The following is a 23,101-nucleotide window of genomic DNA, read 5'->3' as shown; positions in this document are numbered from 1 at the left end:
ACCTACATTTGCGTAAGTTTTATTGCATTACAATACTTTGTATTTATCAGCAATCTATCCGCTCAGCTACAAATGTCAAGCAACGAATGATGCGCAATGGGGATGAAATTTTGGGTAAAACAGTATAGAATTGCCAAGATGATTAGGACGGGCCACGGACATGAAACCCAAGAGAGAGGCATGGCACAAGATATCAAGAAACGGAACGACGCGCTGTTTGTGGCCTCACTGGACAGGGGGATGTGCATTCTCGAAGCCTTTCACGGCAACCGCAAAAGCCTCGGCCTGACAGAGATCACGGAAATCACCGGCCTGAATCGCAGCGCGGTCCAGCGATTCCTTCATACATGGGAGCAATTGGGCTACCTCTCCAAGGACCAGACCACCAAGCGCTTCACCCTGACCCCGCGCGTCATGACGCTGGGCTACAATTTCCTCAGGGGCAACCGGCTGGTGGAGATCGCCACCCCATTTCTGCTCGAAGCACGAGAGCGCACCGGCAACTCCATGTATCTGGGCACTCTCGATGGCCTGGACCTCATCTATCTGGTCCGGCTGCCACAACGTTTCCTGTTGTTCGAGAGTACCCTTCCGGGCCGGCGCATCCCGGCCTTTTGCGGTGCGCGCGCCATCCTTGCCCACATGGACGACAAGGATGTGCTCGATATCATGGACCGCTCGGAGCACAATCCCATCACCCCGCACACCGTGCTCGGCACCGAGGCCAACATGACGCTTGTGGAGCGGGTCCGCGAGAAGGGCTACTGCGTTTCCAGCCAGGAATTCCTGGCTGGCGAGATCGCAGTCTCTGCCCCTGTCATCAATGCACAGGGCACACCTCTGGCCGCCGTGTACATCTCCGCCAAGCTTTCGGAATGGCCCGAGGAACGGGCGGAGCAGGAGCTGGCACCCGTGGCTCTCGAGGTGGCAGGAATCATCGGGGCACAATTCTAGACCAACGCATGGACCACGGCATTGAAAAGGGGCGCTTTCTCAGCGCCCCTCGTTTTTTCCTTCCTTTTGATGGCCCCTTCCGGGCCATATCAATCACTTGATCAATGCACAGTCGGTGGGATCGCCCTGAAGTTTCATGATGGTATGGTTCAGGGTGGGCACCAACGGCTCCAGATTTTCTGCCACAGCCTTGGGGCTGCCGGGCAGGTTGACTATCAGCGAGCCGCCCAGGGTTCCTGCAACCGCTCTGGAAATGGCCCCATGCGGGGTCTTGGTCAAGCTTGCGGCAGTCATGGCCCGCTCATAACCGGGCAGACGTTTCTCGATGACCGCCAGCGTTGCCTCCGGGGTCAGATCACGGGGCGCCACTCCCGTACCGCCGCTGGTCAGCACCAAGTCATAGCGCTGGGTCAGGCACAAATCCGTGAGCAGGGCCTTCAGGGTCGCAGGATCGTCAGGGATGATCCAGTCCCGAGAATGACAGATATCGAGCTTGCCGTTCAGGAGGGAATGGATGAGCGGAGCGCATTCGTCCTTGCGCTCGCCACGCGAGCCCTTATCACTCAGGATGACCACGGCCACGGCCATGCCCTGGCGCTTGGCAATGGCGTCCATGCTCCCGGCAGGAAATTCCACGGGGGTCAGTGCACGCAACAGCAGTCCACGCCGGGCCGGGTCCGCCGGACCGCTGGGCGGCAACCACAGGGCGGATTCCACCAGCAAATCGCCGGGGCATTCCTCCTGCCCGATATGCGCGCCCGCAGGCAGTTCAGGCAAGCCATCCGGTGCCATGAGCCCCGGATTCGGAACCAGCGCCCCAGCCGGGGCAGCGATGATGGTTTCTCCGGCATCCAGTTGGAGATCCAGAGATACGGCCAAGGTGAAAGGGGCATAGGATTCGTTCATAGTAATATCCTCTTCTGTCCGCGGGGCCGTTCGACAACAGCCTTTGTTGGTCAGCCTGAAAACAAAACGCTGTTTAGGCCAGCAGCACGGCAATGATACCCGTCAGAAAAATTCCGTCAAAAGTGCCTGCTCCACCAATGGAAAGCATGGGCGCGTCGAGCAGGGCCTTGGTCTTGGGGGTCACCAGATGCAACACGTCCGCTCCCAGCAATGTACCGATACTCCCCGCGATGTAGGCCACCTGAGGGCTGACCTCGGGCGGTGCCATCAGCAGTGCAGCCAAAGCCGCTCCCAAAGGCGGCAGCAAGACCGGAATGCCGATGCCCTTGCCCGGAATCGGTCTGGCCAGAGCATAACAAAGCGCGCCCGTGGCCGCCACGGCCAAGAGCGTCCCGGCTTCCAGCCCGATGTTGGACAGAAAATACAACGACAGCAGACAGGGGATGACACAACCGCCCACATTCACGGCCACCACCTGATCCGTCAGTTCGGTCTCGGTCTCCATGCGCAAAGGGGCACCCGTGCCGAACTGGTAAAACTGGCCTCTCAATACGGGGCGCCGCACCAGGCGACTGGTCTTGTACAGCGGCAGATTCACTCCGCTGCCAATGAGTGTAAACAGGAGCCACAACAGGGCCTGCCCGGGGCTCATGCCCAATTTGGCAAAGGCCACGGTCACCAGCCCCACCTGCACGAGAATGAATATAAGACCCAGCAGCAGGAACAAGCCCACAGCCGCCATAATCACGAAGGGAAAGGAAAAATACGGTCGCATAGGTTGCCAATCCGGCAGAGGCCGGGGGTTTCGCTCACGGAGAAAATGATATAATTTCCCAAGAGCTTCGCAGGGTAATCAATGCCTTGGCCGAAGTAAAACCTAAGCACGATTCCCGGAGTGTCCATGAAAGGTATCATCCTTGCCGGCGGCTCGGGTACGCGGCTGCACCCCATCACCCGCGCGGTGAGCAAGCAGCTTCTGCCCATCTACGACAAGCCCATGATCTACTATCCGCTTTCGGCGCTGATGCTTTCCGGCATCCGCGAAGTCCTGATCATTTCCACGCCGCATGACCTGCAGCGCTTTGAAGAACTGTTCGGCGACGGCTCGCAACTGGGCCTGTCCATCAGCTACAAGGAACAGCCAAAGCCCGAAGGACTGGCCCAGGCCTTCACCCTGGGCGAGGATTTCATCGGCGACGACTCCGTGTGCCTGGTGCTGGGCGACAACATCTTTTACGGCCAGGGCCTGTCCGTCACCCTGCAGACCTGCGCCCGCCTGGAAGAAGGCGGCATCATCTTCGGCTACAAGGTCAAAGACCCCGAGCGCTATGGCGTGGTGGAATTCGATGATCTGAATAACGTGATCAGCATCGAGGAAAAACCCGAAAAGCCCAAAAGCAAATTCGCGGTCACAGGCCTGTACTACTACGACAACAGCGTGGTGGAGATTGCCAAGGGGCTTGAGCCCTCGAAACGTGGCGAGCTGGAAATCACGGACGTGAACAACGAATATCTCAGGCGCGGCAACCTGAAGGTGGAATTCTTCGGTCGCGGGCTGGCCTGGCTGGATACCGGAACCCATGAATCCCTGCTTCAGGCCGCCAATTTCGTCCAGGCCGTGCAGGAACGCCAGGGCGTTGTCGTGGCCTGCCTGGAAGAGATCGCCTGGCGCATGGGCTACATCACTCTGGCCCAGATGCGCGAACTGGGCGAGGCCCAAGCCAAGACCGGCTACGGGAAATATCTGGTCGATCTGGCAGACGACCAATCTTAAACTTTCTTTAGACTATTTCTAAAGCCGTTGTGGAAGCTCATCCGCAACGGCTTTTTCTTTGGCAGAACCTGTCAGTTCATCCTGTTCAACCACTGCTGCGTGCTCATCACCTCGCCATAGGCAAAGGCCAACTCGGCCATGAACACCGAATGAACCACGGCTGCTGTCAGCGATTCACCCTGAAATTCAAAAGCCATGGCCGCACAGGCATCATGCAGTACGGTACAGGTATATCCCATCTCCACCGCACCGCGCACCGTGGAGTCCACACAATTGTTCGTCATCATGCCCACGACGAACAGATGCGTGGCCCCTGCCTCCTGCAAACCGATTTGCAAATCCGTACCCAGAAATGAATTGGGTTTGGTCTTCACGATCACGGTCTCGCCCCGGTCCGGGGTCACGCAGGGATGGATATCTGCACCCCAGGTCCCCACTTCCAGCAGTGGAGAGCCCTGTGGAGCGCTGTGCCGGACATGAAACACCGGCACCCCCTGCTCTCGGCAGCGGCCCAACACCTGTCGGGCACGCTCTCCCGCGGCCTCAGCTCCTTCCAATGCCCATCGCCCCCCAGGAAAATAGTCGTTTTGCACGTCAATAATAACCAGTGCTGTCTTCTGTTCTGTCTGCATGGCAGCCTCCTGTGCTTGAAGTTTTTCCATCAATAGCTTCTCTTTTTGGGGCCCGGAAGTGTCTGATTTGACAAATTGCTTGCAGAATAGGACAATGCCTTTTATGCCATCCGTCGCCATCCTTGCCCTGCCCCATTGTGTCCACTCCAGCGTGGTGGGCACTTTGGACGTCCTCATGACCGCCGATAGCCTCTGGCGCGACATGGGTAGCAGGGCCTTGTTCACCCCGGTGGACATCGTCACAACCGACGGTAAGCCTGTGACCGCTCACAGCGGACAGGCCGTGGCACCATCCTCCTCCATTGGCGAGCGTCCAGTGCCGGACATGATCATCGTCCCGGCCATCATGAACGGGCTGGACGCCGCCCTGGAGAACAAGCGTGCTCTGCGCTGGATAGGCAACTCCCACAGCAAAGGTTCCGTGATCTGCTCGGTCTGTGCCGGTGCCTTTCTGCTGGCCGAAGCCGGCCTGTTGACCAAACGGCAGGCCACGACCCATTGGGCGCTGGTGGACAGCTTCCAAACGAGATACCCAGACGTGGACCTCAAGCCCGAGCGCATGCTAGTGGATAATGGGGATACGATTTGTGCAGGAGGGGTTACCGCCTACCTCGATCTGGCCCTGCATCTGGCAGGACGATTCGGCTCCACGGAACTGGCGGCAACCTGCTCCAAGCTGCTGCTCATCGACCCCCAACGGGACATCCAGTCACCGTATCGCATCTTCGCTGGCCAGAAAGGCCACGGTGACAAGCAAGTGGAAACGGTTCAGAACTGGCTGGAGGAGCATCACACCCGCCCGATCACCGTTCCCGCCATGGCAGAGGTTGCGGGCCTGGGGCTACGGACGTTTACCCGGCACTTCACCAAGGCCACGGGTGACAGCCCGAGCGAATATTTGCAGCGCTTGAGGATGGAGACAGCCAAAAGGCTGCTGGAAAGCACGAATCACAGCGTGGATGAAGTGGCAGAAGCCTGTGGATATGCAGATTCCACGGCCTTTCGCAGACGGTTCAAGGCCGTGACCGGAGTACCGCCCGGGCGCTACCGGGCGAGATTTTCACTACTGGAGACACGGTTGGGCAAGGCGGGCTGAGGACGCAAAAAGACCAATACGCCAGGATCGAGTCCCGCGTATTGGTCTTGGAAATACAACTTGACGATGCGCGCGGTTTATTGGAAACCGACGCCTCGGATCGGGCTTAGTGGTGGCCGTGCTGTTTGATGCGCATCAGTGCAACACCAACAATAACAGCCATGTAAATAAAAATGAGACTCACACCCAGCATACCCTGGGAAGTGCTATGCCATGCATTGGTAGCCAGTTCGAGAACAACACCCATATTTCTACTCCTTCGTTGGCGTTTCGCCCGAAGAAAATTGTCTGAAAAATCCAAAAAGTCAAGCCACTGGGCCAGGGAAAAGTACAATGAGCGAATTTTTTCACAAAGGACAGACTCTGGAACTGAACGTGGAACGCATGGCTTTCGGTGGACGAGGCATTGCCCGAACCGAAGGTTTCGTTGTTTTCGTTGATGGCGCACTGCCCGGCCAGAAGGTCCGCGCGACAGTCACCAAGGCGGCCAAGCGCTTTGCCGAAGCCGACGTCGATGAAGTCCTGGAGCAGACCCCGCACTGGACCCAGCCCTTCTGCCTGCACTTCGGCAAATGCGGTGGCTGCCAATTCCAGGACCTGGATTACGCCGAGCAACTCAAATGGAAGACCGAGCACGTTGGCGACCAATTGACGCGCATTGCCCGCATCGAAGCCCCGAAGATTCACCCGGCACAGGCATCCCCGGAACTGCGTGGCTTCCGCAACAAGATGGAATTCGCCTTTGCCGGCGGAGGTTCCGAGTCAGGGCCGCTGTCTCTCGGCCTGCACCGCAAGGGCTCCGAGCGCATCGTGAACATCGAGGAATGTCATCTGCCCTCGCCCCAGTGCGCCGAAATCGTACGCCACGTCCGCGAATTCTGCCGCCGCACGAGCATCCCCAGCTATGATCCCCGCACCCGGCGTGGACTTTGGCGATTCCTGGTGATTCGCGAGACCAAGACCACCATGCAGACCATGGTCCAGATCATTACGTCCCAGGCTCAGGACGGCGGTGCAATCCGTTCCCTGGCCGACGATCTGCACCAGCGGTTCCCGGCCCTGACCACGGTGGTTCACTCCACCCGCAAGGCCCGCTCCGCCATTGCCCACGGCGAACGCCAGGTCTTTCGCACCGGTGATGGATACGTCATGGAGCAGGTGGGCGACATCCGCTACCGGATCTCCGCAGATTCCTTTTTCCAGACCAACACCCCGGCAGCCGAACTGCTCTACGCCGCTGCGTGCAAAGCCGCAGGACTGACGGGCACCGAACACGTTCTTGATCTGTACTGCGGATCGGGAGGACTGGGACTGGCCATGGCCAAACAGGCCGCATCGGTCACCGGGATCGAAACCGTGCCCGCTGCCGTGCGCGACGCCGAAGCCAATGCCAAGCTCAACGAATTCACCAACTGCACGTTCATTGCCGGGGATGTTCTGGAAAAACTGAAAACCCTTGAGCAGAAGCCCGACGTTGTGGTCACCGACCCTCCGCGCTCCGGCATGCACCCCGATGCCGCGGCGGCACTTCTGGAGCTTGCTCCCGAACGCATCGTCTACGTGTCGTGCAACCCGTCGACCCTGGCCCGCGACATCAAGCAATTGTCCGGGGATTATGCCCTGACCGAGGCCTGGCCCTTTGACCTGTTCCCGCACAGCCCGCACATCGAATGCGTCGCTTTGCTGGAACGCTTGAAATCGTGACAATTCCACTGTATGGAGTTTGTGAATATTTCAACGAAAGGGAGCGCGCTATGGATTACTTCTGGTTCATCCTCGGTATTGTTGGTGTTGGCCTTTGCCTGTTCTACATCAAGCAGTCCTGGAAAAACGGCGAGTACTAAGATCTTTCGGGGAGCCTCCGCAGGAGGTTCCCCTTCGCCTCATCCCCTCGGGCACTTCTAGCCCCCACGCAGCCACCCTGTCCGCCATGGCGTTTTCAGGCGGGCTTTTTTTGTGCCTGATTTTGGGTGGCTGTTACCTGTCGGACACGGGGGCATCCTACCATTCCTCCGCTAACCCCATGCAACGAGCTTTAGCAGAAGAAAAGAAATAGGCATGGTGCCCCCTAATTTCTAATTATTTTTGGCTTTGCTAGCTCCGTAGCTTTGCGCTTGTTGCATACAGACTAATCTTTATCTATACATAACTATGCCACTAGAAGCACGATAGAGTTGAAGTACTTTTATTGGAGGGCTGAAAGTTGAGCCAAGAATGGGTAGCGGCCTCTTATCCATTGGATATTTTGGAAGATCAACGCTTAAAAACTCTTTTCTGCCTCCTATTTGACAGGGTTGTATTGCATTTTCCAATTGCTCATACTGGTTGTGGCGGAGGGTGGGGGATAACAGGAGAGTTTGAGGACCCGCTTATTCATGAAGGAGTCATTGATCTCAGAGAAGAATTTTTTCTCGATGAAATCATAGCTACTGAATACCCCTCAAGCTATGTAGGGCTAGAGGATGAAGAGTTTGAAAGATACTTTGATCTAAACGTTGCAGGCATGGCTTTAAAATGTTGTTCAGAAGAAGGTGCAGTCCCTGCGACATGGAAAATTGAAACTCCTGTCCCTCTATATATGCTCGCAAAATTCAACGTTAATAGTTGTGCAGATTTACAGGCCAGTGCACTTGCTATTCAGTCCTTGGACTTAACGCTTCCGTCTTTTAGCACACTAAACTCATACGATATTTTAGAAGCAAGAGAGCTTTTGAAGGATCAGCTCGGCCCGTTTCGAACAGCAATGTATTCTCTAGCACCAAGTATTCGCTCTGCAATAAGTTCAGGAGCTTCTTTGGATGATGTTTGTGCTGAGGCAAAATATTTAGCCCAGACCACCATTATCCCACAGCTTGAAGACCTAAACCGAAAGCTAAAGTTAGAACGGGGTGCATTCTGGAGAAAATTGATTCTGAAAGTTGCAGGCCGCCTTCCAAGCATCGCCTTTAAATGGATGTCATGCACCGAACAAGAGGCTTTGCTTGACGTTGCAAAACTTGCCCAGGGGGTTGGAATGCAGGCTTTGGAGAGTGATAGCTTCCGCAAACAATTATTACTCAATGAAGGATTAGGGTTTCTTATTGCCGCTCAAGACACTGTTGAGGATCTATTATAAAATCAACGGGGACAGCATACTAACTCCCTATTCGGCAAGCGGCGCACCAACTTCGCCCTTCCCCGTTGGCCGTTCAGAAGTGGTCGGATGCCAGGAGCAAACAAAAACGGGCTTGACGCGTATCAGGCATACGCGAGAACCCGTTTTTTCGTGAAGCGCACCTAGGGCATAAGGTCTTGTAAGCTCGAAGACTCGCTAACAATTCACTTAACACCGCAGACGGCTGCTTATGGACGGCCAACAACTACACAAACCACTCCTGCCACCCCGGCCACCCCGAAACCATCTCGCTAATCAAGCCATACCCAAACCCCGTAGGATGCACCCCGTCATTGCGGCGCACATCCTGAAGATAACCGTCCGAAGCCGCCAGCCTTGAAAACACATCCAGATACGGCACACCCAGCTCGGCGCAGACCGTTCCCAGCACGCTGTTGATCTCGCGGTTTCGGGCTGTATGGCTTTCATCGGCCACAGGCGGCGGCCCCACAAACAGCACCGGAGCAAGGCCTGTGGCCCGAGACAGGATGGCATGGGCATTGTCGCGGGTTTCATCCAGCGGCACATGCCGCCTGCCATCGAGAATGGCCGTATCCGCCGTACCAAAGGCAAAAACCAGCCGGGACTCGAAGCCTTCAAGCCTGCGCTGTTCGAACTCGCCCTCCCAACGGGGCAGTATTTCGCGCGTGGCCTGCTTGCGCACCCCGAGGTTGTAGTAGGTCAACGTCCGGCCCGAAGCCATGAGAGGAACACAAATCCGACCGGCCCAGCCCAGACAGGCGCTGTCCCCGGTGCCGTTGACCAGCGAATCCCCAAAAAAGCAGATCACCATGACTGACTCCTTGTCTTATGCAATGGTCGCGGTGGGTCCGCGTAATGATGCAAACACGTTCCCATCACCCCTCTGGTTTGCCAAAACCCAACTTTTGGTGCAACGAAAGATAGCACCAATCATCGAGGGAACCATGAAAAAGAAATCGACCACCCTGGCCGAAGAGGCCCGTTCCATTCTGGAACGCATGATCATTTTCAACGAGCTGGATTCCGGGGTCATGTACTCTGAAAAGCAGTTGGCCACCATGCTCAACATGGGCCGGACCCCTGTGCGCGAAGCCCTGCAACGCCTCTGCCACGACAAAATGGTGGAAATCCACCCACGCCGCGGCGTTCGTTTCCCACAGGTTACGGTGGAGAACCAGCTGAAGCTGCTGGAGGTCCGCCGGGGGCTTGAGCCTCTCTGTATACACTACGCCACCCTGCGTGGCACCGTGGAACAGAAGCGCCGGATGCTGCATCTTGCCGACGCCATGATTGCCGCTGCCGAAAACGAAGACCACGTCGCCCTGCTGGAGTATATCCGCGAGGCCCACGAAATCCTGTCCGAAGCCACGACCAACGACTATTTCGCTCGCGTCATGAGCCCGCTGCACGGTCTCTCACGCCGATTCTGGTTCCTGTATATCAGGCGCAGTGGCACCATCATGGACGGGGCCATCCGCCATGCCGACATCATGCAGGCCGTGGCCCGTGGAGACGAAACCCTGGCCGTGGCCGCATCCGAGGCACTACTGGATTACCTGGTGGAGTTCTCCTACAACGCCCTGAAAATGGACAACGGTACCGAGACTTGACACAGCCCCCGCGTTGCGGGCATGGTCCGCTCATGCATACCGCCCACACCGCCCTTATCAATCTATTCTGGTGGTGGCCCTGCTCGACAGGGCCGCGTGGTAGTGCTTGCGTTTAACGACACAACTAGTTTTTGACTAAGCAACAGACCAACCGCGGCAGGGAAACCAGCCGCGGTTTTTTGTTTGGCCCCACGGTTCGGTTGCCCACCCAAAGGAGAGTAATCATCATGACCCAGCTTCCCGACGCAAAAGGCTTTTTCGGTGACCACGGCGGACAGTTCCTGCCCCCGGAAATCATCGCAGTGATGGACGACCTGAACGCTGCCTTTGACAAATACAAGGACGATCCCGAGTTCATCGAGGAATACAAATACTACCAGCGGCACTACACCGGTCGCCCCTCGCCCTTGTATCTCTGCGAGAATCTGACCAAGGCCATGGGTGGAGCAAAAATCTACCTGAAGCGTGAAGACCTGAACCACCTGGGCGCACACAAGGTGAACAACACCGTGGGCCAGATCCTGCTGGCCAAGCGCATGGGCAAGAAGAAGATCATCGCCGAAACCGGTGCGGGTCAGCATGGCGTTGCCACTGCGGCCACCGCCGCACTGATGGGCATGGAATGCACCATCGTCATGGGGGCCGAAGACATCGAGCGCCAGAAGTTGAACGTCTTCCGGATGCGCATGATGGGCGCCGACGTGGTCCCGGCCATGAGCGGCCAGCGCACCCTGAAGGAGGCCGTTGACGAGGCCCTGGGCCTGTGGATTCAGGACGCCCAGAACACCTTCTACCTGCTGGGTTCCGCTGTGGGGCCACATCCCTACCCGGCCATGGTCAAACACTTCCAGGCCGTGATCGGCCGTGAGGCCAAGGAACAGATCATGGAACTGGAAAACCGCCTGCCCGACTATCTCGTCGCCTGCGTGGGCGGCGGCTCCAACGCCATCGGTCTGTTCGCGGACTTCCTGGGTGACGAGCAGGTCAAAATCCACGGTGTGGAGCCTGCGGGCCGCGGCCTGACCCCCGGTGACCACGCCGCGAGCCTGACCCTGGGGACCCCCGGCGTCCTGCACGGCTTCACGTCCTATATGTTGCAGGACGAAAAGGGCGAAGCCGCACCTGTGTATTCCATCTCCGCCGGGCTGGATTACCCCAGCGTCGGCCCCGAGCACAGCTACCTGAAAGACATCGGCCGCGCCGAATACTATACGGCCAGCGATGCCGAAGCCGTGGAAGCGTTCTTTGCCCTGTCGCGCACCGAGGGCATTATCCCGGCTCTGGAATCCGCCCACGCTCTGGCCCACGCCATGAAGCTCGCCCCCACTCTGGACAAGGACAAGATCATCCTGATCAACCTGTCCGGACGCGGCGACAAGGACGTGGCCCAGATCGAGGAAATGCTCAGTGCTGGCCAAATCCAGGCCCCGGTCTAAACAACTTCTGCCATGCGGGGTACCCTCCAGGCACCCCGCATGGCATTTTCAGCCCCTCACCCTGTACGATAAATTCCCCTTCACCTCGCCAGCCCGTCTACGCTTCTTGGCAACAGGCGCCATTCTTCCCCGGGGCACTCCCCTTTCCACTTGCGGGGCATGGCTGTGACGACTATAGTCCCAATGTTCTTGATGAACCCCGCAACCACCCCCAGAGCATGGAAATCTTTCGAGCAGACCTGCACATCCACTCCCGGTTCTCCCGGGCCACAAGCAAGAAGCTGAACCTGCGGCTGCTTGCCGCCTGGGCTCGCATCAAGGGCCTGGACGTGCTGGCCACCGGAGACTTCACCCATCCTGAATGGATTGCCGAAATCGAGGAGCATCTGGAACCGGACGGTGCCGGGCTCTACACCCTCAAGGACAATCGACGCCTGGAACGCGAAACCCCGTTCCTGGACGGCTACCCCCTGACCGGGCAGACCCGGTTCATGCTGGTTACGGAAATCAGCTCCATCTACAAGCGCCACAACAAGACCCGCAAGGTGCACAATCTGGTATTCATGCCCAGTCTGGACAAGGCCAAGTCCTTCAACCAGCGTCTGGAACAGGTGGGCAACCTGAAGTCCGACGGTCGGCCCATCCTGGGGCTGGACTCGCACGACCTGCTGGAGATGGTGCTGGAGACCGACCCGCAGGCCTTTCTCGTTCCCGCCCACATCTGGACCCCGTGGTTCTCGCTGTTCGGCTCCAAGAGCGGCTTCGACTCCGTTGAGGAATGCTATGGGGATCTGGCCGGCGAAATCTTTGCCATGGAGACGGGACTTTCCTCGGACCCGGAGATGAACTGGATGATCTCCGCCCTGGACCGCTACCGCATGATCTCCAACTCCGACGCGCATTCCGGTGAAAAACTGGCCCGCGAGGCCAATCTCTTCTCCGGCGAAATCTCCTACGAGGGGATATACAGAGCACTGCGCGGCGAAGCCCTGGGCCACAAATTTCTGGGCACCCTGGAATTCTTCCCCGAAGAGGGCAAATACCACCTGGACGGGCACCGCAACTGCGGCGTGGTCATGGAGCCGCAGCAGACACTGTCCTGCGGCGGCCTGTGCCCGGTCTGCGGCAAGCCGCTGACCGTGGGTGTCCTGCACCGGATCGTGGAGCTGGCTGACCGCGAGCAGCCCAAGCAGCCCGCCGATGCGCCGGGATTCACATCCCTGATCCCTCTGCCCGAGGTCGTTTCCGAGATTCTGGGCTTTGGCTCCGGCAGCAAGAAGGTCAAAGCCTTCTATGGACGACTCATTGCCCGCTTCGGTTCCGAACTGGCCATATTGCAGGACATCCCCCTGGAAGACATTGCCAAGGTCTCCACGCCACTGGCCGAGGGCATTGGCCGCATGCGCCGGGGCGAGGTCTACCGAAACCCCGGGTTTGACGGCCAGTACGGATCCATCTCGGTCTTCAGCCCTCAGGAACAATCCGAGATCAAGGATGGCGGATCACTGATCAAGATGCCTGCGGCACGCCCTCCCATGGTCCGGCCTCTGCCCGGCACAGGCCTCAAGCCCGAGGTACGCCCCCTGTCCCTGCTCTCCGGAACCCCCATTTCATACAATGCCCCTCAGCAGCGCGCCATTGATGCCGGCCCCGGCCCGGTGCTGGTGCTGGCTGGCCCGGGCACGGGCAAGACCCAGACGCTGATGGGACGCATCGGCCGCCTGCTGGGCGAACGCGATTCCTCGCGCCATATCCTGGCCCTGACCTTCACCCGCCGTGCGGCAGGCGAATTGTCCAAGCGGCTGCTGGATCTGCGCGGCGAGAACAAGGCCCTGCCCCGAGCGGACACCATGCACGCCATGGCCTATGAATGCTGGGTGGATTCCTACGGTGAGGCCCCCACGGTCCTGTCCGAGGAAGGCGCACGCCGGGTCTTTGCCGAAGCCACCGGCCTGCTGGGCAAACCCCTGAAAGAAGCATGGCAACAGGTCAATCTGGCCCGCGAGCGGATGCAGAACCCACCCGGTGATCTGGCCGACCACTTCCACGCCTACACCAAGACCAAGGAATCCTGGAATCAGACCGATTACACGGATCTCTTGAATTTCTGGCTTGAACAGATCGAGGCTGAGATCTGGGCCAACCCCTATACCCACATCCTTGTGGATGAGGTTCAGGATCTGTCAGTCCTGCAACTCAGACTGATCAAGGCCTTGGCCTGCAAGGGAGGCGAGGGGATCTTCGCTATCGGCGATCCCAATCAGTCCATCTATTCCTTCCGGGGTGCGGCTGGCGACGTGCAGGAAAAATTCCGCCAGTGGTGGCCGCAGCTGACGACCATCACCCTGGGCGAAAACTACCGTTCGGCTCAGGAAGTGCTGGATGTAACCGCCCCTCTGGTTCCGCATTCGCCCAAGCTCAAGGCCAACAGGGATGTGAAAGCCGACATCCGGCTCTTTAATGCCCCGGACGGGGCGCGTGAAGCCGCCTGGATCGGCGAACGTATCCGCGAGCTTATCGGCTCCACCAGCCATTCCCTGGCCGACAACACCACAGAGGGCACGTTGTCACCCGGCGACATTGCCGTCCTGGTGCGCTTCAAGGGACTCATCCCCCCCCTGCGCACCACCCTCGACAGGCTGGGCCTGCCCTGCTCGGTGCCCGAAGCCGAAGCCTTCTGGGTGGAGCCGCGCATGACCGCCATTCTGGACGCTGCCGGACGCACACTGGGCATCGTGGGCGCCCCCGAGGCCAATGCCGATACCCTGGATATTCCCGAACGTGTCCTGCTCAAGGGGCCCGTGGGGCTGGCCGCATATCTGCAATCCAACCCGCCCTTTGACCACCTGTTCTGGACAAGCCCGCAGTTCAAGAAATTCGACAAGCTGTATACGGAGTTGGGCGGCTGGCCGGGGTTGCTGAACTGGGTGCATCTGCAAAGCGAATTGGACATGGTCCGCGCCAAGGCCGAAAAAATCCAGATCATGTCCCTCCATGCCGCCAAGGGTCTTGAATTCGAGGCCGTATTCCTGCCCGCCCTGGAGGATGGCATCCTGCCCTTTGCGGGCAGTGAATTCCTATCCGGCAAGCAGGCTGCCCCCATGGCGGACGAGCATCTGGCCGAGGAACGGCGCCTGCTGTACGTGGGCATGACACGCGCCAAATCCATGCTCTATCTCTCCCACGCGGACAAACGCGACCTCTACGGACGCGAGCTGCTGCCCACGCCCACGCGCTATCTGCTCGAACTGCCTGATGAGACATTCGCCAAGACGACACTGGTGGGACGCAAGGTGCGTCAGGAAAAGCAGTTGGATCTCTTGGGAGGCGGGGACTAGCCCGAACGCGACAAAGTGGGACGCCTGAAAGGTGGTGGACCACTGCCCCTACAGGGCCAGAAACCGATACACCCAGCGCTCGTAGATCGTACACATCCGGGTGGTCAGATGAGGCCTGATACCCGCATCACGCAGCCTGCAATAGATATGCAGGGGATTCAGGTGATGTTGCAAAAAACGTTTAACGACAACCATTGATGCCTCCAGTCCCGGAGGACGGCCTTTTGCGGGAAGGCAGCAAATTCCATGCCCTGTCCTCTTTCCTGAAACCCGACGGCGAGTTCCGTCACAGGCCTGTCATGAATCATCACTCCAGCGCCGAAAACCCGGCACTTTCCGCAGCCAATTCCTACTCATCTTATCGGCGTATTGCCGCAAAGCTGAAGGGATTGCCCAGGCGCGTGGCCGCCCCTTCCTTCGTGATCCCGGATACCGTGGGCGCCAACTGCCATTTTCTTGAGGGACTGTTCCCCGAGGTCGGGCTCTGCCTGTTCGAGACGGACTCCTGCCTGGCTTACGGCGACCAGGATCTGCCCCCGGACCTGCCCGGATTGAATCTGGACTACCATGTGCATCTGCCCCTGGACCTGCCCTGGGCGCAGGGAGCAGAGGCCGCGGCTCAGGCTACTCTGGATCTTGTGACCAAGACCGCCTTTCTCAACCCGCGCTTCTACGTACTCCATCCCCCTGGAACCACAGGAGAACTGGAACGATTCTGCACCTTGTGGCACAATGCCGGACTACAAAACAGGGACCTGCTGCTGGAGAACATCGAAGGCAATGATCTCGACGCGCTGCTAGGCGTGAGTGGCGATTTGGGCCTGTCCCTGTGTCTGGACTTGGGGCATATGTTATCTTATGAACAGCAGTTCCTGCTCCGTGTGGCGGACTGGAATCGCGTACGTATGCTGCACGTCAATGCCCCCGGGAAGAGTTCCCGACACGAAGCGTTGACCTCACTGGGACCCGAGGGCAAAATCCTGTTACAAGCCCTGCTTGAACATTCACGCCCGGAAACCACGGTCATGCTGGAAATCTTCGGGGAGCAAGGCCTCTTCGACTCGGCAGCATTGCTGGCCCAATGGATGGAACAATGGAAGCTGGTGTAAGGCGACTCATTCTGGGGGGGGAAAAATCGGGCAAGTCCGATCACGCCCTGGCCCTGTTGCACAAGGCCCCCGGCCCCGCCTTGCTCATCGCCACGGCCCAGACCCTGGATCACGGCTTCCGGGAACGCATCATGCGCCATCGCGTGGAACGCGGCCCCGAGATTCCCGTACGCGAAGTGACGTTGGACCTGCCCGAGGCCCTGGCTCAGGCGGCAGGACACTACACCACCATTCTGGTGGAAGGCCTGGACTACTGGCTCTACGCCTGTGCCCAGGCCGACTGCATCAACGAACGGGAGCAGGCGCTCCTGAACGCCGTGGATTCCTTGGGGGAGACCGGCGCAATCTTCGTCTCCTGCGAGACGGGCCTTGGTCCTGTGGCGGCAACCCGTGAAGTGCGGGCTTTCGTGCGCGGGATGGGACAGCTCAACAGACGGCTGGCGGAGCGTTGCTCCGAAGTTGTTCTGGTCGTGGCTGGTCGCCCCCTGAGGCTTTCGGAGTAAACTCAATTTATGGCATATTTCCGTTCCCTGCCCCGCACTCCCGATCTGCTGAGCCTGTTCAACAAACAGGAACGCTGGCTCATCGCCATGAACGCCGACCCCGACGCCATGGCCTCTGCCATGGCCTTGAAGCGCATCATGGCCCACCGGGTGCAGGACGTGGGCATCGCCCACGTCAACGAGGTCTCCAGGCCCGACAACCTGGAAATGATCCATTCCCTGCGCGTCCCTACGCGCAAGCTGACTCCCAATGTCATTGCCCAGTATGACAGATTTGCTCTGGTGGACTCGCAGCCCCACCACCACGAAGGCTTTGCGGATATGAAATTCTCAGTGGTCATCGACCACCATCCCACATCCAAAGAGCATCCGGTGGAGGCCGAATTCGCACACGTCGAACCGGGCTACGGGGCCAACTCCAGTCTGCTGACCGAATACCTCTACAACATGAACATCCGGCCCGGAAAACTCCTGGCAACCGCCCTGCAATACGGCATCAAGACCGACACCTCGTCCTTTGAGCGCGACTTTGCCGAGGCCGACCTGCGTGCCTTCCAGTACCTGAACAAGTTCGCAAGCCCCCTGCTGCTCAAGAAGATCTACCGCAGTGAATTCCACCTGGAATGGCTGCGTTACTTCTGCCAGGCCTATTTCAAGATGCGCCTCATGGGGCAGGGCATCTTCGCCTTTATCGAACATGTGGAAAGCCCGGACATTCTGGTGCTGCTGGCCGATCTCTTCCTGCGCGTCCACGGCGCATCCTGGACCGTAATCAGCGGCGTTGTGGACGACAAGGCCATTGCCATCTTCCGGGGAGACGGCCTCAGGCGCGACATGGGCAAATTCGCTGCCCGCTGCTTCGGGGACATCGGCTCCGCAGGTGGGCACAAAGGTGCCGCCCGTGCCGAAATCGCCATCGCCGATATCGACATGCCCTCACCCGAAGCCTTCCTCTGGAAGCGCCTGCACACCAATAAGGCCCGCGCCAAGAAAAACGGCGCAGCCAAACAGGAATAGACATGTCCCTCAAACAACGCCTAGGCCTGGACCAAGACCCCATTTTTCTGGTGGATGGTCACGCCTTTCTGTACCGATTTTTCTACGCCTATCAGGATATGCGCCGCGCCGACGGCTTTCCCACAAACTCGCTGTTCCTGTTCCTGCGCATGATCTTCGGACTGATCAGGACCGAACAACCACAATACGCAGGCTTCTTCTTCGATGGCCGAGGCAAAACCTTCCGCCATGACTTGTTCGAGTCTTATAAGGCTCAACGCCCCCCCATGCCTGAGGATCTGCGACCGCAGATCGACCCCATCCAGCAGGCCATCCGCCTGATGGGCTTCAAGGTCATCGTCTCCGACGGCAACGAGGCTGACGACTGCATCGCCTCCCTGGCGGCCCGCTTCAAGAACGAGCGCCCCGTGGTCATCGTGGGCGCGGACAAGGACCTGAAGCAATGCCTGGATGAGCGGGTCTATCTTTGGGATCCGGGTTCCAAGGCTGACAAGCTGACCGGACTGGCCGAATTCCGCGAGGAAACCGGCATGGAGCCGGACCAGTGGCCGGACTTCCAGGCACTGATCGGCGACTCGGCGGATAACATCCCGGGCATCCCCAAGGTCGGCCCCAAGACCGCTCAGAAGATCATGGCCGACAGCCCCACCCTGGAGGACCTGAAGCAGACCCTGATCGACGGTGGTGGCGATTTCACCAAGGCCATGCGCAAGAAGCTGCAGGACCACATTGGCGACGCCTTCCTGTACCGCAAACTGACCCGCCTGGAACTGAACGCCTGCTCCGACACCAAGCTGGAAGACTTCAGCCGGGGCCAGGCCGATCACGACGAAATGCTGGCCTTCCTGCAGGAATATGAATTCCGCACCCTGCTGCGCGAACTGCCGCGCGTGGTGCCCCCCACGGCGAAGGCCTCGCAGCAAGGTGCTCAGGCTGCGAAACCATCCCCAGGCACCCCGGACAATGACCACGTCATTGCCGAGACCACCAGCAAGGGTGAGGTTCCGCAGAAGGCACCGGCAACAAGCCAGGAGCCTTCTGCCAAGGCTCAGATCAAACCAAACGCCGAACAGACGGGCCAGACCCAAGGGACCCTTTTCGACATGGCCCCCACTGTGGCCACCCTGCCCGAGGCAGACGTGCATCAGGCCGCAAACGCCGCAGCACTGCCCGCCATGACGAACCTGCATATAGGGCTGATCCCCGACGACGGTGGATTCTATCTGGGCATTGGTGGAGAGGAGTGGCACACGTCCATCCCCGCCTCCGAACTGGTCCCAATGCTGAGCACCGCGGCATCCATCGCCACCCCGGACGTCAAGGCGCTGCTCCGCGAAAACGATTGCTGGTGGACCATCCCCGAGGACCGCTGGTTCGACCTGGGGCTGGCCGCCTATCTGCTCTCGCCCGAAGACCGCAACTACACCTGGGACCGCCTGACCCAGCGCCTTGCCCCCGAACTGTTGGACAAGCTTGTGGCCGGACAGGGCCTGACGGCCAAAGCCCTGGCCGAGGCCATGCGCGACAGATTGTCCAATGCAGGTCTTGCTGATTTGATGCGCGATCTGGAAACCCCGCTCATCCCCATGCTGGGGCGCATGGAAATCGCAGGGGTGCGCATCGATAGGGATGCCCTGGCTGGGTTTCTAAAAGAGGTCACTGCCGAATTGAACGCCCTGACCGAAAAGATTTATGAGCAGGCAGGTCGGCCCTTCAACATGCGTTCCAGCCAGCAACTGGCGGAAATCCTGTTTACGGACCTGGGCCTGAAGCCGCGCGGCAAAACCCCGGGAGGCGTTCCTTCCACCTCCTTTGCAGTGCTGGAAAAGATCAAGCACGAGCATCCCATCATCGAGGACATTCAGGCCTTCCGCAAACTGGAAAAGATGCGTTCCACCTATCTTGAGCCATTGCCCAAGGCCGCGGGCCCGGACGGGCGCATCCACACGACTTTCAACCAGCTGACCACAGCCACGGGGCGACTTTCCAGTTCTGGACCGAATATGCAGAACATCCCCATCCGCAGCGATATGGGACTGCGCATGCGGGCCTGCTTCATCGCCGAACCGGACAACCTGCTGGTGGGTGCGGACTACTCTCAGATCGAGCTACGAGTCCTGGCGCATTATTCCGGGGAAACCACCCTCATCGAAGCCTTCCGTCACGGTCAGGATATCCACTCGCGCACCGCAGCCCTGCTCTTTGACACCAGCCCCGAAGAAGTCAGCCGCGACCAGCGCGGCAACGCCAAGACCATCAACTTCGGACTGATCTATGGCATGGGCCCGCAAAAGCTTGCCGCCGAACTGGGCATCAAACTGGCCGAAGCCAAGGAATTCATTGAGCGCTATTTTGAACGCCTCTCGGGCCTCAAGGAATTCTACGAATCCGTGGAAGCCTCGGCCCGCGAACACGGCTTCGTGACCACCCTGGCCGGACGCCGCCGATTGCTGCCCGACATCAACTCGCGCAACAAGAACCTGCAGTCCCAGGCCCGTCGGCAGGCCATCAATACCCTGATTCAGGGCAGTGCCGCCGATATCATCAAGCTGGCCATGCTGGCTGCAGACCATGACGAAGAATTGAAACGGCTCGAGGCCCGGCTCATCCTGCAAGTGCATGACGAACTGCTTCTGGAATGTCCGGCGGACAGGGCCGAACAGGCTGCCTCCAGACTTGAAGAAATCATGTCCGGGGTTTATGAACTGGCCGTACCCTTGGCCGTGGATAAAGGCATCGGAAAGAACTGGGCCGAGGCCCACTAGCACCCCCTTCCGGTTTAGCGTTGGGGCGCATCATCTGCGACCCCATGGACACGGGCAGCGCGCCCTTACAATTTGGAGAACTCCGGCGGTCAAGACACTCCTCGTCCATCGGATCAACACTCACCTACAGCCCTTCCACCGACTCGAAGGAGCCCTTGATGAAGACACGTCTGCTCACGCCCGGCCCCACGCCGCTGCCCGAAGAGGTTCGCCTGACCCTGGCCATGGATATGGTCCACCACCGCAAAGAGGGATTCACCGCGCTGCTGGGTGAGATTCAGCAGGGACTCAAATGGCTGTTCGGCACCGAGCAACCCGTCATACCCCTGACTTGCTCCGGTACCGGCGCCATGACCGCCGCCGTGGGCAATCTCTTCAAACCCGGCGAACAGGTGCTGGTCATCGAGGGTGGAAAGTTCGGCGAACGCTGGGGCGAAATCGCCGGGACCCACGGTCTGGACTGCGCGGTGATGACCGTGCCCTGGGGCAAAGCCGTGACCGTCGAGCACGTGGAAACCGCACTCAAAAACTACCCCGACGCCAAGGGCATCCTGATCCAGGCCTCCGAGACATCCACAGGCGTCCTGCATCCCATCAAGGAGCTGGCGGCCTTTACCCGCGAGCGCGACTTGATGCTCGTGGTGGACGGTATCTCGGCTGTCGGCATCTCCCCTTGCCCCATGGACGAATGGGGCATCGACTGCCTACTCACCGGCTCACAAAAAGGGCTAATGCTACCTCCGGGGCTGGCCTTCATCGCTCTGTCCGAGCGAGCCTGGAAACGCGTGGAAGAAATCAAGCCTCGCAATTTCTATTTCAATCTGCTGGGCGAACGCGCCAAGATCATGGTCAACAACCAGACCAACTTCACTCCGGCCATCAACCTGCTCATGGGACTCTCCACCTGCCTGGACCTGTTCCAAGAACGGACCATGGAAGAGGTCTTCCGCACGCAATGGGCGCTGACGCAGATGGCACGCGCCGGCGCCAAGGCCCTGGGGCTGGAACTTCTGGCCAAAGACCATTATACATGGGGCCTGACGTCCATCCGGCTGCCTGCCGGGGTGGATGGGGCCGTCCTGCTCAAGGCCTGTGCCGAGCGCTATGGCGTGGTCATGGCCGGAGGGCAGGGACACTTGAAGGGCCGCATCGTCCGCATGGGGCATATGGGCCATGTGGACTTCGCGGATGTCATGGCCGGGCTCTATGCTCTGGCACAGGGCTTGAAGCTTACAGGTGGACACTCCGGTTCCCGGGATTATCTGGAACGAGCCATGGAGGCCTTTGAGACGTCCCTGGCCGACGGACCGCCTGCGGACCTCTGCTAACTAACGGATAAAGTTTTTTACTCTGGACAGTTTGGAAGCGGGCAAGCTCGACCATCCGCTGGTGGCCAATGGTGAGTCCACCTGGTGAGAGCCCAGCATCGCACGAAACAGTCAAGACCGAACATGGAGAACGATATGTCCGACGAAAACAAGGCCGAACAGCCCCTCGAAAAGATGCCCCTGCCGCAGGTGACGTTTTCCACCTTCGTGATGTCTCTGGCGTCTTCGGCGCTGGTACATCTGGGCGAGGTGCCCGAACCCGAAACCGGGCAGATGATGCCCAGCCTGCCCGTGGCCAAGCACACCATCGACATCCTGGCCATGCTTCAGGAAAAGACCGGCAACTGCTTGGACCCCGATGAGACCCAATTGCTGGAAGGCCTGCTCTACGACCTGCGCATGAAGTACGTGGTCAAAAACAAATAGCTTAGGCGGACGATTACAATGGCGACTTTCAAGGCTGGTCTGGTGGGTGTCACTGGCTACGCAGGTATGGAACTGGCGCGGCTGTTGGCCGGACATGAACAGATCGAACTGGTACGGGCCACATCACGCTCCGATGCGGGCAAGACTCTGTGTGAACTTTACCCGAGCCTGACCGGAACCTGCCTCTCCGAACTGGTCATCACCCAACCCGACCCCGACGATCTGGCCCAGGCCTGTGATATCGTGTTCATGGCAGTGCCCCACGGAACGGCCATGGACATGGCGGCCAAGCTGCTGAGCCGCAACGTCCGCGTGGTGGACCTATCCGCCGATTTCCGCCTACGCGATGCTGACATCTATGCCCAGTGGTATGGTCTTGAGCACCGCGAACCACAGTTGATCGAGGACGCCGTCTTCGGCCTGCCCGAGCTGTATGCCGACAAGATCAAGGACGCCAAGCTCATCGCCAACCCCGGCTGCTACCCGACTTCCGCCATTCTTGGCCTGTACCCGGCACTGAAAGCGGGCATCGTGGAAACCGATGGCATTGTCATCGATTCCAAATCCGGCACCACAGGCGCCGGACGTGGTGCCAATGTGGGCAGCCTGTTCTGCGAGGTCTCCGACTCCTTCCGGGCTTACAATCTGGGCAAACACCGCCACACGCCCGAGATTGAGCAGGAGCTTTCCGCCATCTCCGGAGAAGACCTGAAAATCTCCTTTAACACCCATTTGCTGCCCATCAATCGGGGCATCCTGAGCACGTCCTACACCAGACTTAAAAAAAATCTTCAACTCGAGGACATATTCGGGTTATATTCGGAAGTGTACAGCACTGCCCCCTGGGTTCGGGTCTTGAAGAGGGGAACACTCCCGGAAACCCGCTGGGTACGTGGCACCATGTACTGTGACATCGGGCTGGTCGTCGACCCGAGAACCAATCGTCTGATCGTGGTCTCGGCCATCGATAACCTCTGTCGCGGAGCCTCCGGTCAGGCACTGGCAAACGCCAACCTGATGCTGGGGCTGGAACTCTCCACCGGCCTGAATCTCGCTCCACTGGTGCCATAG

General features: G+C 59.1%; 21 protein-coding genes. 15 read left to right on the top strand and 6 right to left on the bottom strand.

The window, feature by feature from the left end:
* Positions 1–180: 180 nt before the first annotated feature.
* A complete protein-coding gene (locus tag EL361_RS15145) occupies positions 181–954 on the top strand; it encodes an IclR family transcriptional regulator (protein ID WP_172961784.1) in 774 nt (257 codons plus the stop codon).
* 93 nt (positions 955–1,047) lie between these two features.
* Here the strand turns inward: EL361_RS15145 and EL361_RS15140 are convergent, their stop codons facing one another.
* Positions 1,048–1,860: a MogA/MoaB family molybdenum cofactor biosynthesis protein gene (locus EL361_RS15140; RefSeq protein ID WP_232034806.1), complete on the bottom strand. Its 813-nt coding sequence runs from the start codon at positions 1,858–1,860 to the stop codon at positions 1,048–1,050.
* Between the two features lie 73 nt (positions 1,861–1,933).
* Positions 1,934–2,635, bottom strand: coding sequence for a DUF1614 domain-containing protein (locus tag EL361_RS15135; protein ID WP_126380789.1), 702 nt, complete (start codon positions 2,633–2,635; stop codon positions 1,934–1,936).
* Positions 2,636–2,761: 126 nt separating this feature from the next.
* Between EL361_RS15135 and rfbA the strand changes: the two genes are divergently transcribed.
* Positions 2,762–3,634 carry a glucose-1-phosphate thymidylyltransferase RfbA gene (rfbA, locus tag EL361_RS15130; protein ID WP_126380788.1) on the top strand — a complete coding sequence of 291 codons (873 nt, stop codon included), beginning with the start codon at positions 2,762–2,764 and terminating at the stop codon, positions 3,632–3,634.
* 71 nt (positions 3,635–3,705) lie between these two features.
* On the opposite strand, the gene EL361_RS15125 is transcribed toward rfbA, so the two are convergent.
* Positions 3,706–4,266, bottom strand: coding sequence for a cysteine hydrolase family protein (locus EL361_RS15125; protein ID WP_126380787.1), 561 nt, complete (start codon positions 4,264–4,266; stop codon positions 3,706–3,708).
* 94 nt (positions 4,267–4,360) lie between these two features.
* Here EL361_RS15125 and EL361_RS15120 point away from each other — a divergent pair, with 94 nt between their 5' ends.
* A complete protein-coding gene (locus EL361_RS15120; protein WP_126380786.1) occupies positions 4,361–5,362 on the top strand; it encodes a GlxA family transcriptional regulator in 1,002 nt (333 codons plus the stop codon).
* A 106-nt stretch (positions 5,363–5,468) separates the two neighbouring features.
* On the opposite strand, the gene EL361_RS17145 is transcribed toward EL361_RS15120, so the two are convergent.
* Positions 5,469–5,609, bottom strand: coding sequence for a hypothetical protein (locus EL361_RS17145; protein WP_172961783.1), 141 nt, complete (start codon positions 5,607–5,609; stop codon positions 5,469–5,471).
* A gap of 86 nt (positions 5,610–5,695) precedes the next feature.
* Here EL361_RS17145 and rlmD point away from each other — a divergent pair, with 86 nt between their 5' ends.
* Positions 5,696–7,066, top strand: coding sequence for a 23S rRNA (uracil(1939)-C(5))-methyltransferase RlmD (gene rlmD, locus EL361_RS15115; protein ID WP_126380785.1), 1,371 nt, complete (start codon positions 5,696–5,698; stop codon positions 7,064–7,066).
* A 499-nt stretch (positions 7,067–7,565) separates the two neighbouring features.
* Entirely contained in the window at positions 7,566–8,477 is a 912-nt protein-coding gene (locus EL361_RS15110; protein ID WP_126380784.1) for a hypothetical protein, read from the top strand.
* A gap of 244 nt (positions 8,478–8,721) precedes the next feature.
* Here the strand turns inward: EL361_RS15110 and EL361_RS15105 are convergent, their stop codons facing one another.
* The gene (locus EL361_RS15105) at positions 8,722–9,309 is read right to left on the bottom strand and encodes a DUF459 domain-containing protein (RefSeq protein ID WP_126380783.1); all 588 of its coding nucleotides are present in this window, start codon (positions 9,307–9,309) and stop codon (positions 8,722–8,724) included.
* 133 nt (positions 9,310–9,442) lie between these two features.
* On the opposite strand from EL361_RS15105, the gene EL361_RS15100 reads away from it, so the two are divergent.
* The 3 genes from EL361_RS15100 (at position 9,443) to EL361_RS15090 (ending at position 14,882) form a co-directional block, all read left to right on the top strand.
* Positions 9,443–10,108 carry a GntR family transcriptional regulator gene (locus tag EL361_RS15100; RefSeq protein ID WP_172961782.1) on the top strand — a complete coding sequence of 222 codons (666 nt, stop codon included), beginning with the start codon at positions 9,443–9,445 and terminating at the stop codon, positions 10,106–10,108.
* Positions 10,109–10,335: 227 nt separating this feature from the next.
* On the top strand, positions 10,336–11,544 hold the full coding sequence (trpB, locus tag EL361_RS15095; protein WP_126380781.1) for a tryptophan synthase subunit beta: 1,209 nt from the start codon (positions 10,336–10,338) through the stop codon (positions 11,542–11,544).
* 218 nt (positions 11,545–11,762) lie between these two features.
* Entirely contained in the window at positions 11,763–14,882 is a 3,120-nt protein-coding gene (locus EL361_RS15090) for a UvrD-helicase domain-containing protein (protein WP_126380780.1), read from the top strand.
* 48 nt (positions 14,883–14,930) lie between these two features.
* Here EL361_RS15090 and EL361_RS17140 read toward each other — a convergent pair whose 3' ends face one another.
* A complete protein-coding gene (locus tag EL361_RS17140; protein ID WP_172961781.1) occupies positions 14,931–15,077 on the bottom strand; it encodes a hypothetical protein in 147 nt (48 codons plus the stop codon).
* Positions 15,078–15,079: 2 nt separating this feature from the next.
* On the opposite strand from EL361_RS17140, the gene cbiR reads away from it, so the two are divergent.
* The 7 genes from cbiR (at position 15,080) to argC (ending at position 23,101) form a co-directional block, all read left to right on the top strand.
* A complete protein-coding gene (gene cbiR, locus EL361_RS15085) occupies positions 15,080–15,991 on the top strand; it encodes a cobamide remodeling phosphodiesterase CbiR (protein ID WP_126380779.1) in 912 nt (303 codons plus the stop codon).
* The gene (locus EL361_RS15080; protein ID WP_126380778.1) at positions 15,976–16,494 is read left to right on the top strand and encodes a bifunctional adenosylcobinamide kinase/adenosylcobinamide-phosphate guanylyltransferase; all 519 of its coding nucleotides are present in this window, start codon (positions 15,976–15,978) and stop codon (positions 16,492–16,494) included. The genes cbiR and EL361_RS15080 overlap by 16 nt, the downstream gene beginning before the upstream one ends.
* A gap of 9 nt (positions 16,495–16,503) precedes the next feature.
* The gene (locus tag EL361_RS15075; RefSeq protein ID WP_126380777.1) at positions 16,504–17,511 is read left to right on the top strand and encodes a DHH family phosphoesterase; all 1,008 of its coding nucleotides are present in this window, start codon (positions 16,504–16,506) and stop codon (positions 17,509–17,511) included.
* A 2-nt stretch (positions 17,512–17,513) separates the two neighbouring features.
* Positions 17,514–20,276: a DNA polymerase I gene (polA, locus tag EL361_RS15070; RefSeq protein ID WP_126380776.1), complete on the top strand. Its 2,763-nt coding sequence runs from the start codon at positions 17,514–17,516 to the stop codon at positions 20,274–20,276.
* A 158-nt stretch (positions 20,277–20,434) separates the two neighbouring features.
* Positions 20,435–21,604: a pyridoxal-phosphate-dependent aminotransferase family protein gene (locus tag EL361_RS15065; RefSeq protein WP_126380775.1), complete on the top strand. Its 1,170-nt coding sequence runs from the start codon at positions 20,435–20,437 to the stop codon at positions 21,602–21,604.
* 135 nt (positions 21,605–21,739) lie between these two features.
* Complete coding sequence (locus EL361_RS15060) at positions 21,740–22,030, top strand: DUF1844 domain-containing protein (RefSeq protein ID WP_232034805.1); 291 nt, start codon at positions 21,740–21,742, stop codon at positions 22,028–22,030.
* 18 nt (positions 22,031–22,048) lie between these two features.
* Entirely contained in the window at positions 22,049–23,101 is a 1,053-nt protein-coding gene (gene argC, locus EL361_RS15055) for an N-acetyl-gamma-glutamyl-phosphate reductase (RefSeq protein WP_126380773.1), read from the top strand.

This window comes from Desulfovibrio ferrophilus (genome assembly GCF_003966735.1).
In the GTDB taxonomy this organism is placed as follows: Bacteria; Desulfobacterota; Desulfovibrionia; order Desulfovibrionales; family Desulfovibrionaceae; genus Desulfovibrio_Q; species Desulfovibrio_Q ferrophilus.
The sequence above is the reverse complement of the archived record's forward strand: the minus strand, read 5'-3'. Positions and strand labels throughout refer to the sequence as shown.

What these genes read in the sequence shown, in the direction of transcription:
- EL361_RS15145 (WP_172961784.1), top strand. Translation starts at nt 181, where the DNA reads ATGGCACAAGATATCAAGAAACGGAACGACGCGCTGTTTGTGGCCTCA.
- EL361_RS15140 (WP_232034806.1), bottom strand. Translation starts at nt 1,860, where the DNA reads ATGAACGAATCCTATGCCCCTTTCACCTTGGCCGTATCTCTGGATCTC.
- EL361_RS15135 (WP_126380789.1), bottom strand. Translation starts at nt 2,635, where the DNA reads ATGCGACCGTATTTTTCCTTTCCCTTCGTGATTATGGCGGCTGTGGGC.
- rfbA (WP_126380788.1), top strand. Translation starts at nt 2,762, where the DNA reads ATGAAAGGTATCATCCTTGCCGGCGGCTCGGGTACGCGGCTGCACCCC.
- EL361_RS15125 (WP_126380787.1), bottom strand. Translation starts at nt 4,266, where the DNA reads ATGCAGACAGAACAGAAGACAGCACTGGTTATTATTGACGTGCAAAAC.
- EL361_RS15120 (WP_126380786.1), top strand. Translation starts at nt 4,361, where the DNA reads ATGCCTTTTATGCCATCCGTCGCCATCCTTGCCCTGCCCCATTGTGTC.
- EL361_RS17145 (WP_172961783.1), bottom strand. Translation starts at nt 5,609, where the DNA reads ATGGGTGTTGTTCTCGAACTGGCTACCAATGCATGGCATAGCACTTCC.
- rlmD (WP_126380785.1), top strand. Translation starts at nt 5,696, where the DNA reads ATGAGCGAATTTTTTCACAAAGGACAGACTCTGGAACTGAACGTGGAA.
- EL361_RS15105 (WP_126380783.1), bottom strand. Translation starts at nt 9,309, where the DNA reads ATGGTGATCTGCTTTTTTGGGGATTCGCTGGTCAACGGCACCGGGGAC.
- EL361_RS15100 (WP_172961782.1), top strand. Translation starts at nt 9,443, where the DNA reads ATGAAAAAGAAATCGACCACCCTGGCCGAAGAGGCCCGTTCCATTCTG.
- trpB (WP_126380781.1), top strand. Translation starts at nt 10,336, where the DNA reads ATGACCCAGCTTCCCGACGCAAAAGGCTTTTTCGGTGACCACGGCGGA.
- EL361_RS15090 (WP_126380780.1), top strand. Translation starts at nt 11,763, where the DNA reads ATGGAAATCTTTCGAGCAGACCTGCACATCCACTCCCGGTTCTCCCGG.
- EL361_RS17140 (WP_172961781.1), bottom strand. Translation starts at nt 15,077, where the DNA reads ATGGTTGTCGTTAAACGTTTTTTGCAACATCACCTGAATCCCCTGCAT.
- cbiR (WP_126380779.1), top strand. Translation starts at nt 15,080, where the DNA reads ATGCCTCCAGTCCCGGAGGACGGCCTTTTGCGGGAAGGCAGCAAATTC.
- EL361_RS15080 (WP_126380778.1), top strand. Translation starts at nt 15,976, where the DNA reads ATGGAAGCTGGTGTAAGGCGACTCATTCTGGGGGGGGAAAAATCGGGC.
- EL361_RS15075 (WP_126380777.1), top strand. Translation starts at nt 16,504, where the DNA reads ATGGCATATTTCCGTTCCCTGCCCCGCACTCCCGATCTGCTGAGCCTG.
- polA (WP_126380776.1), top strand. Translation starts at nt 17,514, where the DNA reads ATGTCCCTCAAACAACGCCTAGGCCTGGACCAAGACCCCATTTTTCTG.
- EL361_RS15065 (WP_126380775.1), top strand. Translation starts at nt 20,435, where the DNA reads ATGAAGACACGTCTGCTCACGCCCGGCCCCACGCCGCTGCCCGAAGAG.
- EL361_RS15060 (WP_232034805.1), top strand. Translation starts at nt 21,740, where the DNA reads ATGTCCGACGAAAACAAGGCCGAACAGCCCCTCGAAAAGATGCCCCTG.
- argC (WP_126380773.1), top strand. Translation starts at nt 22,049, where the DNA reads ATGGCGACTTTCAAGGCTGGTCTGGTGGGTGTCACTGGCTACGCAGGT.